The following is a 14,222-nucleotide window of genomic DNA, read 5'->3' as shown; positions in this document are numbered from 1 at the left end:
TATTACTATTGAGAATGTAACCGTCGCTAGACTATAAGTTATCAATTAATTATTAAAGCCCACTCTGTAATGGAGTGGGCTTTTTCTTATTTATGAAATGAAGATTCAATCATTTTACCCTTAAAATCATATTGCTCGCTTTATAGAATAAATAAGATAGATTTATTAATAACAAATAATACTTTTACTAATATTTTGGTCTTCAATAGATTCTGTTTTTAATATTGCATTCTTATTGAAACAAGATTCGGATTAGGGTTTTCTCTTTTATTTACAGTGATTTATCATTTTTCCTGATATAAGTGAAATTAAAAATATTATTTAAAATCATATGCTTGTGTAGGTTTTACATGTATTTAACATTTCACGATTTTTGTGAAGCTAGTCAGATTTTTAGACATCAGTAGGAATTATTTTCTGTTTGTAATAATAATTTTTGATTTTGATATGTAGTGTTTAATTAAAGCAACGCGAAAGTTTAATTATCGAATAATACATTATTTTATTAACATTATTGTTATTTAATTGCTTATAAGGGATGGAACCATTAATGAAAAAACTTGCTTTAATTACAGGGTCAAAGGGCGGTATCGGATCGGCTATATCATCTAAGTTGGTCGCTGACGGATATCGTGTGATTGCGACTTATTTTACTGGAAATTATCAGTGTGCACTGGAGTGGTTCAACGAGAAACAGTTTACTGAAGATCAAGTGAGATTGTTTGAATTGGATGTCACCAACACAGAAGAGTGCGCATTGAGCTTGAGCAAGTTGTTAGAGGAAGAGGGAACCGTTGATGTTCTCGTTAATAACGCTGGCATCACCCGTGATAGCGTATTTAAAAAGATGAACGCCGAAGCGTGGAAAGAGGTTATCGAAACGAACTTAAACAGCCTGTTCAACGTGACTCAACCGCTGTTCGCACCTATGTGTGAGAAAGGAAACTGCCGCGTTATCAATATCTCGTCAGTGAATGGCCTTAAAGGGCAATTTGGACAAACTAACTACTCGGCAGCTAAAGCGGGAATGATTGGTTTCTCGAAAGCCTTGGCTGCAGAAGGCGCTCGCAGTGGCGTAACAGTGAACGTGATTGCCCCTGGCTACACTGCAACGCCAATGGTTGAGCAAATGAAGCCTGAAGTATTGGATTCAATCAAGAACCAAATCCCAATGAAACGTTTAGCAACGCCTGTGGAAATTGCCGAAGCGGTTGGTTTCCTAGCCAGTGAATCTGGTGCATACATTACAGGCGAGACTTTGTCTGTAAATGGCGGTTTGTACATGCACTAATGGCGAAACTGACAGGAATTGAATAATGGAAAAAGTATTTATTGTTGCAGCGAAACGAACACCAATCGGTTCATTTACGGGTTCATTGAAAAACGTTAGCGCGGGTGAATTAGCTGGCGTCGCAATTAAAGGGGCTCTGGATTCAGTAGATCTTCCCCTAGATGTCATTGATGAAGTGATCGTCGGTAATGTGATTTCAGCAGGGCAAGGCATGGGTGTTGCACGTCAGGCTTCTATCTACGCAGGGCTGCCTGAAGAGACTCCAGCCTATGGTGTCAACATGATCTGCGGTAGTGGTATGAAATCAGTCATGGACGCTGCAGCTCATATTAAAGCTCAAGATGCAGAAATCGTGGTTGCTGCGGGTGTGGAAGTGATGTCTCAAATCCCTTTCGTGGTTCCGCCAAGTATTCGTAACGGACACAAGATGGGCGACATTTCGATGAAAGATCTGCTTGTTGGCGATGGTCTGACGGATGCGTTCAATCATTACCACATGGGTGTGACAGCAGAGAACATTGCGAATGCATTGAATATCTCGCGTCTTGCTCAAGACAACTACGCGCTAGAAAGCCAACAAAAAGCGGTAGCTGCAATTGAAGCAGGTAAGTTTGCTGAGCAAATTGTGCCTGTTGAAGTGAAACAGCGCAGACAGACCGTCACCTTTGATACCGATGAATATCCGAAAGCGGATGCAACGTTCGAAGGTTTGCAAAAGCTTCGTCCTGCATTCGACCGTGAAGGTACTGTAACGGCGGGCAACGCTTCAGGTATCAATGACGGTGCGAGTGCAATCATCTTGGCATCAGAGAGTGCTGTATCGAAATACGGCCTGACACCACTGGTCGAGCTAACAAGCTACGCACAGTCTGGATTAGACCCAAAGATCATGGGCTTAGGTCCAGTAGAGGCCGTGTCTAAAGCGCTGGATAAAGCGGATTTAACACTCGAACAAGTTGATCTGTTTGAATTAAACGAAGCGTTTGCGGCGCAAGCGCTTGGCGTGATGTATCAGCTTTCTGAGCAGCACGATCTGCCATTAGACGCTTTTAAACCAAAAGTGAATGTTAACGGCGGCGCGATTGCCCTAGGTCATCCTCTAGGAGCGTCAGGCAACCGAATCATTGTTTCACTCATCCACGAAATGCTTGAGCAAAAGACCAGTTTTGGCGTTGCTTCACTCTGCGTCGGTGGGGGAATGGGAACCGCTATTCTGCTTAAGGGTATTGAAGGTTAACGCCGGATGTATCGTTGGCAAGCTAAACAATTTATCGCTGCAGTCTACAAGGTGCGTTAGCAAACCATCGCACCTTAACTGAAACAATATCAGTACCAATTTACTACACTATGTATTCATCAGGAGTTACTTATGTACACGGATATTTTTAAAACAATTACTGACCAAACTGAAAAGCAATTTGAACCGTACTTTAAGTTCAACAAGTTAGTTGCGAAGAACGTTCAAACAATGACAGAATTGCAAATGAATGCGATGAAGACTTATACGGACATGGGTCTTGCTCAAATGAAAGCGGTAAGTGAGATTAAAGATGTGAACAGCCTTACTGCATTCAACAGCCAACAGCTAGCAGCATTGACTCAACTGTCTCAACAGATGATGAGTGATAGCGCAAAGCTGCAAGCGGTAGCGAAAGAATTCAAAGAAGACGTTGAAACACTAACAACTGAAAACTTGAAAACAGTTACACCAGCATAAATTCAATCGCTATCGAGTTAGCGCAGTGTTTATTGTGAGGCTCGGTGGCGATTTTCCGATTATTGGAGTCATGTTATGTTTCAACACTTCTTTTCGGACTACCTTGTTAAACTTCAACAAACAAACCAGCAATGGTGGGACAACTTTGAACAAAACAAGGAAGCCGCGCAATCTCCCTTAAACCAAGCGATGCAAGAATTGAATTTTGATGATGCATCGAAAATCTTTGAGCAAGCCGCTAACCAACCCGCTGCACTCCTCCAGTTACAATCCCAATGGTGGGAGCAACAACTTAAGATCTGGCAAAATGCTGCATTGATGGGTAACACAGAGAGTGTAATCACTGAAGATCGCAGTGATAAACGCTTTATTGATGAAGCGTGGAAAAACGACCCATTTTATAGCTTTATCAAACAATCCTATTTGTTGTTTAGCAAAAGCTATACCGACACAATAAACTCAATTGACGGCATTGATGAGAAAACCAAAGAGCGTGTTGCGTTCTTCTCACGTCAAGCGATCAACGCACTTTCTCCAAGCAACTTTATTGCGACAAACCCAGAGTTGATGAAATTAACGCTTGAGCGAAATGGCGAAAACCTGATCGATGGGCTTGAGCAATTGCAGGCTGATGTTGAAGCAAGCGCTGATATCCTCAAGATCCGTATGACCAACAATAATGCATTCCGGTTGGGAGGCGATGTTGCCAATACAGAGGGGGATGTTGTTTTTCAAAGTGAATTGTTTGAACTGATTCAATACTACCCGAAAACACCTAAGGTCAATGCTACGCCATTGCTGATCGTACCGCCGTTTATTAATAAGTATTACATTCTCGATCTTCGTGAGAAGAACTCGATGGTTCGCTGGTTGCTTGAACAAGGGCACAGTGTGTTCATGATGTCTTGGCGCAATCCCGGTGAAGCACAGAAAGAGTTAGAGTTTGGTGACTATGTGACTGAAGGTGTCGCGAAAGCTGTGACCGCAATCGAAGACATTACTGGGAAAGAGCAGATCAACGCTGCAGGTTACTGTATTGGCGGTACTGTATTGGCTTCAACAGTCGCTTACTATGCCGCTAAAAGAATGAAGAAACGCATTAAAACCGCTACCTTCTTTACGACTTTATTAGATTTCTCTCAGCCGGGGGAGGTGGGCGCCTATATCAATGAAACGATCATTAACGCCATAGAAAAACAGAACGATGCTAAAGGCTTTATGGATGGTAGATCGTTGAGTGTGACGTTCAGTCTGCTGCGTGAAAACAGCTTGTACTGGAACTACTACATTGACAATTACCTAAAAGGCAGCAGTCCAATGGAGTTCGACCTTCTCTATTGGAACAGTGATAGCACCAATGTAGCTGCTAAGTGTCATAACTTCCTGCTACGAGAGTTGTACCTTGAAAACAAACTGGTGCAAGATAAGGGCGTGAAAGTGGGCGGTGTCTGGATTGACCTGAATAAGATCAAAATACCTAGTTACTTCATCTCTACTAAGGACGACCACATTGCACTTTGGCAGGGGACTTACCGCGGTGCACTGAACACGGGTGGTAACAAGACGTTTGTGTTGGGCGAGTCTGGACATATCGCAGGTATTGTTAACCATCCAGACAAAAAAAAGTATGGATTTTGGCTTAACGACAATTTAGATGATTCTGCTGACGAGTGGCTATCAAATGCAACTCACAATGAAGGTTCTTGGTGGACACACTGGAATCAATGGCTACAGGGCTTTGAAGCGGGTGAAAGGGTTGAACCGTTCAATCAAGGTTCTGAGCTGTATCCTGTGATTGGTAAGGCGCCAGGTAATTACGTAAAACAGGTCCTTCCAATTGTTAATAAAGCTAAGAGCGATACAGAAGTCACTGAGAAAGGCGCCCAACCAAACGACGCGTAGTGTTCGTATGGATACTTTACAACAATAAAAAAGCACCACAGGTAATAAAAAAGCCACTGAACCCAGTGGCTTTTTAACTCATCTCTAACGTACCAAAGGTAGGAGAAAAGTTGATTCGATTCTTAATCTATTTCTTTATCTTTACCCATAGATAAAATCCAAAGAGATACGGCTGCAACACCTACGAAGCCGGCAAGAATGATAAATGGCATAGCACTGTAACCTAGTATATGCCAAATCACGCTTTCTAAAGTACTCATTCAATTGCTCCTTATTGCCAGCCTTCAACACCGTGCATGTCTGGTAGTTTATGTGCGATACCCTTGTGGCAGTCTACACATGTCTTCTCACCAGAAGCCAGCGCTGTTGAGTGTTGTTTCGCGCTACGAGGACTCTGCTCAGAGAAATCCATGTAATCGAACTGGTGACAGTTACGACACTCAAGTGAATCGTTCTTCTTCAATCGAGCCCATTCTCGTTCCGCTAAGTGATGACGGCGCTCTTTGAATTTCTCAGGCGTGTCAATCGTCTTAGCAATAAAGTGAGCGTACAGCTCTTTTGATGCTTGAACCTTACGAACAATTTTATCAGTCCATTCATGTGGTACGTGACAGTCTGAACAGATTGCACGAACACCAGAACGGTTTGAGTAGTGAATTGTCTCTTGGATCTCTTCAACGATAGGTGCGTGACAGCCAGAACAGAATTCTTCTGTGTTGGTTGCTTCCATACCTGTGTTAAATGCACCCCAGAACAAAAGACCGCCAGAGAACCCCAAGAAAAGTACAAGGCCAACGGCTGCTTTACTGGGAGTTGTCAGTCTTTTCCAAAACGCTTTTAGTAATTTCATATAATCGCCTCTCTACAATACGGCTAAGATTAGCGTAGTGAGTCAACAGGTTTGAATTCGTTCTCTACTAATGGTTTCGCACTAGCTTGTGGAACGTGACACTGCAGACAGAAGTAACGACGAGGTGAAACGTCAGCAAGTACTGCATCTTCACGGTTCATGTAGTGGGTAACACTAATTTTTGTTGCACCCATCTCTTTCGCATTTTTCCAGCTATGGCAAGACAGACATTTGTTCGCGTTTAGAGACACTTCGTAGCTACGGATATTGTGTGGTATCAATGGTGGTTGGTATACGTAATCGCTTTCAAGTACTTGGTCGCGAGGGTACTTTTTGAAGTCGTCTGCTGCACGCGTTGCTTCAAGCTCACTTGCACCACGTAAAGACTCTACGCCACCAATGCCGCCAGGGTTATCCAGCTCAGCTTGAGCCACGCCAGCTAACAAAAGACCGGCTGTTAGTAGGGCAGTAATCAGTTTTTTCATGTTAATTTCTCCGCCTAAAGGCTAATTCTTTGAGAGGACTACTTTCTCTAAATGGTGAAAAAGTAGCCGCAACATTAATGCTTAAGATCGTTTCTCTAAGCCTAGGGCTTAAGCAACTTTAGTGATCTTAACTGGACACTTCTTGTAGTCCGTCTGTTTAGACAGAGGATCCGTTGCATCCAAGATCAACTTGTTGATCAGAATTCTTGCATCAAAGAACGGTACGAATACCAAGCCTTGTGGTGGACGGTTACGGCCGCGAGTTTCAACACGTACACGAACTTCACCACGTTTGTTTTCGATAAGAACTTCATCACCACGGCGTAGGCCACGAGCTTTAGCATCAGCAGGGTGCATGTAACACAGTGCATCTGGCACAGCTTTGTAAAGTTCTGGCACACGACGAGTCATAGTACCGGTGTGCCAGTGCTCAAGAACACGGCCTGTACATAGCCACATATCGTACTCTTCGCTTGGCACTTCTGGTGGCGCTTCGTACGGAGCATTGATAATCAGTGCTTTACCGTCTGGCTTACCATAGAAATCCCAACCAGAGCCTGCTTTCGCATATGGATCTGAACCTTCTTTAAAGCGCCATTGAGTTTCTTTACCATCAACAACTGGCCAGCGTAGACCACGAACTTGGTGGTAGCGATCGTATGGTGCTAAATCGTGACCGTGGCCGCGACCGAAGGCTGCGTATTCTTCGAATAGACCTTTCTGTACGTAGAAACCTTGTGCTTGCGCGTCGTCGTTAAGCTCTTGAGCTTCAGACAGAGGGAATGCATCAACATTGCCGTTTCTGTAAAGCACGTCGTACATAGTCTTGCCACGTAGTTCAGGTGCTTTAGCTAGAAGCTCTTCCCCCCAAACTTCTTCAATAGTGAAGCGCTTAGAGAACTCCATGATTTGCCATAGGTCAGACTTCGCTTCACCTACAGTTTTCACTTGTTGGTACCAAGCTTGTGTACGACGCTCTGCGTTACCGTAAGCACCTTCTTTCTCGATCCACATTGCTGTTGGAAGGATAAGGTCAGCGGCTTGCGCTGTTGCTGTTGGGTACGGGTCAGAACATACGATGAAGTTGTCTGGGTTACGGTAACCAGGTAGACGTTCAGTGTTGATGTTTGGACCAGCTTGCATGTTGTTGTTACACATTACCCAGTAAGCGTTGATCGTACCGTCTTTTAGTGCACGGTCTTGAGCAACAGCGTGTTTACCGGGCTTAGGTGGGATAGTGCCTTCTGGAAGCTTCCAGATTTCTTCTGCAATCTTACGGTGTTTAGGGTTCGCAACTACCATATCTGCTGGTAGACGGTGAGAGAACGTACCAACTTCACGAGCTGTACCACAAGCAGATGGTTGGCCAGTTAGTGAGAATGGACTGTTACCTGGAGTAGAAATCTTACCTGTTAGAAGGTGGATGTTGTACACAAGGCTGTTCATCCATACACCACGAGTATGTTGGTTCATACCCATTGTCCATAGAGACATTACTTTGATGTTTGGATCCGCGTATTGCTTAGCAAGCTTAATCAGGTTCTCTTCAGATACGCCTGACATTTCAGATGCTTTCTCTACTGTGTACTCTGCAACTGCTGCTTTGTATTCTTCGAAAGTGATTGCAGTCATTGCACCTGAGTTAGGGTTTGCTGCTGCTTTCTGCAGTGGATCGTCATCACGAAGGCCGTAACCGATGTCAGTTGTTGCCTGTTTGAAGTGCGTGTGCTTGTTCACGAAGTCCCAGTTAACCGCATCGTTTTGAATGATGTAGTTTGCAATGAAGTTTGCAATCGCAAGGTCAGACTGAGGGTTGAAGATGTAACCAGTGTCTGCAAGCTCAAAAGAACGGTGGTAGTAAGTAGACAGTACGTTTACTTGAACGTGTGGGTGGCTTAGACGACGGTCTGTAATACGAGTCCATAGTACTGGGTGCATTTCTGCCATGTTTGAACCCCACAGTACAAATGCGTCTGTGTGTTCGAAGTCATCGTAACAACCCATTGGCTCATCGATACCGAAGGTACGCATGAATGCACCTACCGCAGAAGCCATACAGTGACGAGCGTTTGGATCGATGTTGTTTGAACGGAAACCCGCTTTCATCATCTTAACGGCTGCGTAGCCTTCCATTACTGTCCACTGACCAGAACCGAACATACCAACACCTGTTGGACCGTTCTTCTTAAGAGATGCTTTCCATTTCTCAGCCATCACGTCGAACGCTTTGTCCCAAGATACTGGCGCGAAATCACCATCTTTATGGAACTCACCATCTTTCATACGAAGAAGAGGTTGCTCAAGACGGTCTTTACCGTACATAATTTTCGAAAGGAAGTAGCCTTTGATACAATTAAGGCCTTTGTTTACAGGTGCTTCTGGGTCGCCTTGAGTCGCAACCACTTTGCCGTTTTGAGTACCTACTAGTACCGAACAGCCCGTACCACAAAAACGACAAGGCGCTTTATCCCACGTGATTTTTGTTTGATCTGAGCTAGCAATCAGGTTGGTTGCTGTTGCTGGTAGTGTTACACCTGCAACGGCTGCCGCTGATGCAGCTGCGTTTGCTTTCACAAACGCACGTCTTGTCATTTTCATACTTCACCCTCGAGTTGAGAATTGTTGCTTCCAGTTTCTAAATCCGTTTCGTCTAGTCCAGTCTCGATTTGGTGATAAACCAAAGCTGTACCTAAAACGTTCTTAATGTTGTTTATTGCTTCGATGGTGTCCGTTACAAAACCTTGGTTTTCGGTTTCTAGGACCACGATGATTTTGCCTTCAGGGCTATCTCCGTAGATTTCAGCGTTATCGAATTGCTCGATCTCTGCTTTGATCTCATTGAGATGCTCTGGGCTCACATGCACGACTAAACTTGATATATGCACTTCATTTAGTGCCATAAATTGCTCTCGTTATTTTTTATTTATGCATTACTCACAAGAACAGCTGAGGTAGGGCAAACTGCTACGCAGGCTCCACAACCGCTACACTCATCTAACTCGATTTTTGGTAGAGCAACACTGCCTGCTCTGAGTTGAAATTGAATGGCCATAGGTTCACACATGTCACCACAGCTTCGGCATTCAACATTTTGCTGTGCTAAACACTTATCAGAGATTTGTGCTTTAGCTTGCCAAGGCTCTCCTTGCTTTGGCTTAAAAATGGGTTCGGGACAAACATCTGCACATTGATAGCAGAACGTACATTCATCAATTGAAAAATCGACAGTAGGAAATCCACCGTCGCCTACAATGATTACCTTAGTCTCACAACTCTCGATGCATTTTCCGCAGCGAGTGCAATCATCTACAAAGCTCTCTAGGTTATGAATCCAAGGCAAACGAATTTGGCTTGAATCGACTTTATTCCTAGAAAACAGACGACGTTTTGACAGGTCTACCACTAAAAACCCCTAGATGTTGCTACGATGTTGTAATTGTCGGTCATTATTTCATTAATATCTTGTAATTTGTCATCACAAGTAGTGTAGATTTAGAAACAATTGTATAAATACCCCCTAAGGGCTAATTGGGGGTATATATTGTCATAGATCAATAAATTACGAGGCGAGTGATCACATATTGAATGGAGCTATGATTTTTGATGTGTGACAATACGAGCCTAATAGCAAGTCATTTATCAATAGGAAGTCACCTTTGCTTATAAAACCAGTCTCATCTGTTACGAGTACAATAGCTAAGTCATTACTCTCTATACTGCTGTTGTCGGTTGCTACTACTGGCTTTGCTATCTTTACTCTAGCTTCAAGCTTGAACGATGCTGAGGCCGTCAACGTAGCCGGCTCGATGCGTATGCAAAGCTATCGTTTAGCCCATGATATTCAAATAGAATCTGTTGATTTCGATTCTCATATCCGTGAGTTTGAAAGTTCACTTTATTCGCCTTCGATGACTAAATTGGTGAGTTGGGATGTACCGACGGATATCACAGAAGACTACTATCTAATTATTGGCCGTTGGCATGAATTGAAACGCGTTCTGAATAGTGAAGACCGTAAACACTATCTCGTGTTGGTTGAAAATTTCGTAACTGAGATCGATGGATTTGTTTTTAAACTGCAAGAATTCTCAGAAGACAAATTGATTAAACTGGCGTGGGCTGGTGGTATCGGTTTGGGCGGGATCCTCGTCATATCTCTTTTGGTTGTTCATTTCGTACGTAAACAAGTTGTTAAACCACTGCATGCGCTTGTTGGTGCAAGCCAAAGGATCAAAAACAGTGACTTCGAGGTCGAACTCAAGGTAACGAGTAACAACGAGATGGGTATTTTGACCAAAACCTTCAACTCGATGGCGAAAGACTTGGGTGTGCTTTATCGAAACCTAGAAGATGTGGTCGATGCGAAAACAATAGAACTACAGAATGCAAACCAATCGCTACAGGCGCTGTATTACTCTTCACAAGAGCTGACAGTCACGCGTATCGCACCTGAAAACTTTAGAGCGATATTGCAGCACCTCGTAAGCTTAGAGGGCATCGAATCTTTGCGATTAGAGATCGTCGACAATTCAGGCCGACCATTGATTATGGATGAAGGCTACGATCCATACCGAGATTATGAAAAATTTGAAATGAAGTTGGACGATAACGAGCTCATTCTCGGTTATCTATATTGCTCGTATCACCATGGTCACTCGACAAAAGCGTTGATTGAGAGCTTTATTCAACTACTCTCAAGAGCCATCTATTATAATCGTGCTCAAAAGAAGGCTGAGCAGCTTATTATTATGGAAGAGCGTGCAACCATTGCCCGAGAGCTCCATGATTCGTTAGCTCAATCACTGTCGTATTTAAAAATCCAAGTGACGTTGCTTAAACGTGTCATCGGTAAACTGCCTGAACAGCAGCATCGTGAGCAATCTGAACAAATTGCATCGGAAATCGGCAATGGCTTAGCAGAAGCCTATACTCAATTAAGAGAACTTCTCACTACATTTAGGTTATCCATCAAAGAGGGTAACTTTGGAGATGCTTTAAGCACTATGCTTGAAGAGCTCAGCGAAAGAACGGATGCAAAGATTAAACTTAATAATAATCTTTCATCTATTGTACTTGATGCACATAGTCAGGTTCACTTGCTTCAATTGATTCGTGAAGCAACAATAAATGCAATAAAACACGCCAATGCCGACTTGATAGATGTATGCTGTATCGATGAGGACGGTGAAGTATTAGTCGTGGTTAAAGATAACGGAGATGGCTTTGACTTAAGTAGTTCGAAAATGAACCACTATGGGATGAGCATTATGCAGGAGCGTGCGGCAAGACTGAATGGCGACTTAACGATTGAAGCGGCGCAAGGTGAAGGCTGTACAGTCATATTGAAATATAAAAGTTTGAAGGAAGTTAAAGTTGACGGTTTGTAAAGTAATGCTGGTTGATGATCATCCATTAATGCGTAGAGGCATAAGCCAATTACTGAGCTTTGAAGACGAATTTGAAGTGATTGCTGAAGCAAATAATGGTATAGAAGCTGTTGCGCTTGCTCATGAAGAAGAACCTGATTTGATCTTGCTTGATCTGAACATGCAGGGTATGTCTGGCTTAGATACATTGAAAGCGCTTCGTACTGACGGTTCTAGTGCTAACATCGTTATTCTAACAGTATCTGATAGCCCAGCAGACATTGAAGCGATCGTAAAAGCGGGTGCTGATGGCTACTTATTGAAAGACACTGAGCCTGATGAGCTTATTGAGTTGCTTAAGCAAGCACACGGTGGCGACAAGGCATACAGCAGCGTGGTTGCTCGTTACCTAAACGACGCGGGTAGCCGCAACGACATCTTCGACCAGTTAACCGAACGTGAAATGCAGATCTTGCAAGAAGTTGCTAAAGGTTACCGTAATAAGCAAATCGCCGATCATCTGTTTATTTCTGAATCGACAGTTAAGGTACATATGAAGAGCTTGCTGAAAAAGCTGCAAGTACCTTCTCGTACAGCAGCAACCGTTCTTTACCTAGAACGTTACGGAGAAATGAAGTAGGGCTTGTTCCTTTGAAATAACACTATTTCAAGCCGTACTGTTCAAGTCAACTCTCAATAGCTTTGAAAGTGTTGCAGAGGAATATTAAAAAAGGCGCTGAACTTATTAAGTTCAGCGCCTTTTGTTTGGGCATTATATAGCTGTATAACTATTAAAGACTTAAGCAGCCATTGGTACTAGAACAAGTGTACCGAAGATAACAGTGATAAGGCCGCAGATGACTGGTACAGATGTACGTTTTACTACTTCAAATGGGCTGATTTTACCCATGCCTGAAGTTGCTACCACTACGCCAGATACTGGAGAGATCGTACGACCTAGGTTTGATGCTTGAAGCATTGGGATAATAAGGAAAGCTGGGTTTAGGCCCATCTTCGCAGCCAGTGAAGGCGCAAGCTCAACGAATGCATAGAAAGGTGCGTTACCGGAACCTGTCGCAATGGCCGCAGCAACCGTTAGGCCTGTAAGGATCAGCATTAGTGCGATGCCGCCAGCACCTGCTGCTTCAGCAAGACCGATTAGGTTATCAATCGCACCGATAGACATTAGGCCTTGAGCAAATACACCAGCCGCAACTAACAGCATTACAACGCCTTTAAATGCGTCCGCCATACCTTGGTAACAAGAATCTAGATCTTTTAGCGTCTTTTCACCGTCGAATTTCTTCACAACGTAATCAACAAGTGCACCAACAAAAATTGAACCCACTACGATAGTGTAGATGTCTAACTTAAGACCCGGAATAGTACGGCCATTGAATAGGAAAACACCGATAATAGGTAGGAACGGAAGCGCCGCATAGAAAGCAGGCGCTGTTGTTTCAATCTCAGAAACATCAACTTTTTCCATTGGCGTGTTTTCTTTCTTATCTAGGTACTTGTTCCAGAAAAAAGCTGCAGCTGCCATTACGATAATTGCGCAGATTGACACCGGTAGCACCGTTTGAACCGCAAACACATCTAAGTCTAGCCCTGATTTTTCTGCAGCGATGACCACGTCACCAGATGTTGGAGAAAGAATGATTGCTGCTGGAGATGCACATACTGCAACCGCTGCAGGGCGAGAAATACCCATCGCTGTCATCATTGGGAATAGGGTAGCCATCAACAACACGCCAAGGCCAGTAGCAGAGCTCACCGCCAAAGACATCAGACACGCCACGATGTAAGCAGCAACAAGAAGCGCGTATGGAGATTTGATAACAGATAGTGGTTTAGAAAACTGTTTCACAACAACATTGTTTGCGCCAATGTGAGTCATGTAAGAAGCGAAACCACATAGAAGCATGATCTGCATACCTAGGCCGCCGCCACGGTATTGAAGCATGTACTTAACGAATTCTAATGAGTCGGTAATCATGTTACCTGTTGAAGCGATCTTAGCTGGTAAGACTGTGTGACCAATAAGGCCGGTAATAAGAAGAAGAGCAAGGCCGGCAGTTAACAAAACTCCGGCTGCTTTATAGCCTTTTACAATAAAGTAACCTACAGCGATGGTAACCACTAATCCGATCAAGAGTTCTAACATCGAAATCTCCACAAAGTTTAAAAAATACAAGAAACTGTTTCAGAATATGACAATGAATGTACCGAAAACTGTACTTTGGCACGAGGCATAGTTGAGGTTGATATGATCTAAGACAAACATTTTCTTCGATGTTAATTCTGGTTATAAATCATGAATAACTGCTGTTGTTTAGATGTTAATAAACAAATATTATCGATCGCTAAAATATTACTTGGATCACCTTTGTGTAGTTTTGCTGCATATGGTGACTTCCATTTATAAATAATTTGGATTCACAAGTTGTGCTGGGTAATTAATGAGAAGGTGTATTTTGACATTGAGTAGATTGAAGAAAGCTCGACGTCAGAAATGAGGCTACAAGGATTGTTTAGTTAGAGAGTGATGATATCGAGACTGTCCTAAATTCTGTGTAACTGTCTAAACTTAAGCCTTAAAGGCTAAGGA

At 43.2% G+C, this 14,222-nt stretch carries 13 protein-coding genes; 6 read left to right on the top strand and 7 right to left on the bottom strand.

The features are described 5' to 3' along the window. Positions 1-550: 550 nt before the first annotated feature. The 4 genes from JC606_RS02235 to phaC all read left to right on the top strand — a co-directional run bounded on the left by JC606_RS02235 (position 551) and on the right by phaC (position 4,910). Positions 551-1,291, top strand: coding sequence for an SDR family oxidoreductase (locus tag JC606_RS02235; protein ID WP_004740113.1), 741 nt, complete (start codon positions 551-553; stop codon positions 1,289-1,291). A gap of 25 nt (positions 1,292-1,316) precedes the next feature. Beyond that, on the top strand, positions 1,317-2,528 hold the full coding sequence (locus JC606_RS02230; RefSeq protein WP_198777762.1) for an acetyl-CoA C-acetyltransferase: 1,212 nt from the start codon (positions 1,317-1,319) through the stop codon (positions 2,526-2,528). Positions 2,529-2,660: 132 nt separating this feature from the next. Next, positions 2,661-3,008, top strand: a complete 348-nt coding sequence (locus JC606_RS02225) for a phasin family protein (protein WP_004740115.1) — start codon at positions 2,661-2,663, stop codon at positions 3,006-3,008. A 75-nt stretch (positions 3,009-3,083) separates the two neighbouring features. Further along, the gene (phaC, locus tag JC606_RS02220) at positions 3,084-4,910 is read left to right on the top strand and encodes a class I poly(R)-hydroxyalkanoic acid synthase (RefSeq protein WP_198777760.1); all 1,827 of its coding nucleotides are present in this window, start codon (positions 3,084-3,086) and stop codon (positions 4,908-4,910) included. Between the two features lie 122 nt (positions 4,911-5,032). Here phaC and JC606_RS02215 read toward each other — a convergent pair whose 3' ends face one another. From JC606_RS02215 to napF, 6 genes are all read right to left on the bottom strand, one after another. Continuing rightward, complete coding sequence (locus JC606_RS02215) at positions 5,033-5,170, bottom strand: TIGR02808 family protein (RefSeq protein WP_063525154.1); 138 nt, start codon at positions 5,168-5,170, stop codon at positions 5,033-5,035. Between the two features lie 11 nt (positions 5,171-5,181). After that, entirely contained in the window at positions 5,182-5,760 is a 579-nt protein-coding gene (locus JC606_RS02210; protein ID WP_004740118.1) for a NapC/NirT family cytochrome c, read from the bottom strand. Between the two features lie 29 nt (positions 5,761-5,789). Next, the gene (locus JC606_RS02205; RefSeq protein WP_198777758.1) at positions 5,790-6,245 is read right to left on the bottom strand and encodes a nitrate reductase cytochrome c-type subunit; all 456 of its coding nucleotides are present in this window, start codon (positions 6,243-6,245) and stop codon (positions 5,790-5,792) included. 108 nt (positions 6,246-6,353) lie between these two features. Continuing rightward, entirely contained in the window at positions 6,354-8,843 is a 2,490-nt protein-coding gene (gene napA, locus JC606_RS02200; RefSeq protein ID WP_198777756.1) for a periplasmic nitrate reductase subunit alpha, read from the bottom strand. After that, on the bottom strand, positions 8,840-9,145 hold the full coding sequence (locus JC606_RS02195) for a chaperone NapD (RefSeq protein ID WP_008219286.1): 306 nt from the start codon (positions 9,143-9,145) through the stop codon (positions 8,840-8,842). Before JC606_RS02195 ends, napA begins: the two co-directional genes overlap by 4 nt. A gap of 23 nt (positions 9,146-9,168) precedes the next feature. Further along, complete coding sequence (gene napF, locus JC606_RS02190; protein ID WP_198777754.1) at positions 9,169-9,648, bottom strand: ferredoxin-type protein NapF; 480 nt, start codon at positions 9,646-9,648, stop codon at positions 9,169-9,171. A 253-nt stretch (positions 9,649-9,901) separates the two neighbouring features. Here napF and narQ point away from each other — a divergent pair, with 253 nt between their 5' ends. Beyond that, positions 9,902-11,632 carry a nitrate/nitrite two-component system sensor histidine kinase NarQ gene (gene narQ, locus JC606_RS02185; protein WP_198777752.1) on the top strand — a complete coding sequence of 577 codons (1,731 nt, stop codon included), beginning with the start codon at positions 9,902-9,904 and terminating at the stop codon, positions 11,630-11,632. Continuing rightward, positions 11,619-12,251: a response regulator gene (locus JC606_RS02180; protein ID WP_198777750.1), complete on the top strand. Its 633-nt coding sequence runs from the start codon at positions 11,619-11,621 to the stop codon at positions 12,249-12,251. The genes narQ and JC606_RS02180 overlap by 14 nt, the downstream gene beginning before the upstream one ends. 159 nt (positions 12,252-12,410) lie before the next feature. Here the strand turns inward: JC606_RS02180 and dcuC are convergent, their stop codons facing one another. Continuing rightward, positions 12,411-13,778 (bottom strand): anaerobic C4-dicarboxylate transporter DcuC, encoded by a 1,368-nt coding sequence (gene dcuC / locus JC606_RS02175; protein ID WP_004740125.1) that lies wholly within the window; start codon positions 13,776-13,778, stop codon positions 12,411-12,413. Positions 13,779-14,222 lie beyond the last annotated feature (444 nt).

The sequence above is a fragment of the Vibrio sp. IB15 genome (assembly GCF_016406055.1).
Taxonomy (GTDB): domain Bacteria; phylum Pseudomonadota; class Gammaproteobacteria; order Enterobacterales; family Vibrionaceae; genus Vibrio; species Vibrio chagasii.
Note: the sequence above shows the minus strand (reverse complement) of the source record. Positions and strands in the feature narration are given on the sequence as shown.

Bases quoted from the DNA above. Each gene is read 5' to 3' on its own strand.
- JC606_RS02235 (WP_004740113.1), top strand. From the start codon at position 551: ATGAAAAAACTTGCTTTAATTACAGGGTCAAAGGGCGGTATCGGATCG.
- JC606_RS02230 (WP_198777762.1), top strand. From the start codon at position 1,317: ATGGAAAAAGTATTTATTGTTGCAGCGAAACGAACACCAATCGGTTCA.
- JC606_RS02225 (WP_004740115.1), top strand. From the start codon at position 2,661: ATGTACACGGATATTTTTAAAACAATTACTGACCAAACTGAAAAGCAA.
- phaC (WP_198777760.1), top strand. From the start codon at position 3,084: ATGTTTCAACACTTCTTTTCGGACTACCTTGTTAAACTTCAACAAACA.
- JC606_RS02215 (WP_063525154.1), bottom strand. From the start codon at position 5,170: ATGAGTACTTTAGAAAGCGTGATTTGGCATATACTAGGTTACAGTGCT.
- JC606_RS02210 (WP_004740118.1), bottom strand. From the start codon at position 5,760: ATGAAATTACTAAAAGCGTTTTGGAAAAGACTGACAACTCCCAGTAAA.
- JC606_RS02205 (WP_198777758.1), bottom strand. From the start codon at position 6,245: ATGAAAAAACTGATTACTGCCCTACTAACAGCCGGTCTTTTGTTAGCT.
- napA (WP_198777756.1), bottom strand. From the start codon at position 8,843: ATGAAAATGACAAGACGTGCGTTTGTGAAAGCAAACGCAGCTGCATCA.
- JC606_RS02195 (WP_008219286.1), bottom strand. From the start codon at position 9,145: ATGGCACTAAATGAAGTGCATATATCAAGTTTAGTCGTGCATGTGAGC.
- dcuC (WP_004740125.1), bottom strand. From the start codon at position 13,778: ATGTTAGAACTCTTGATCGGATTAGTGGTTACCATCGCTGTAGGTTAC.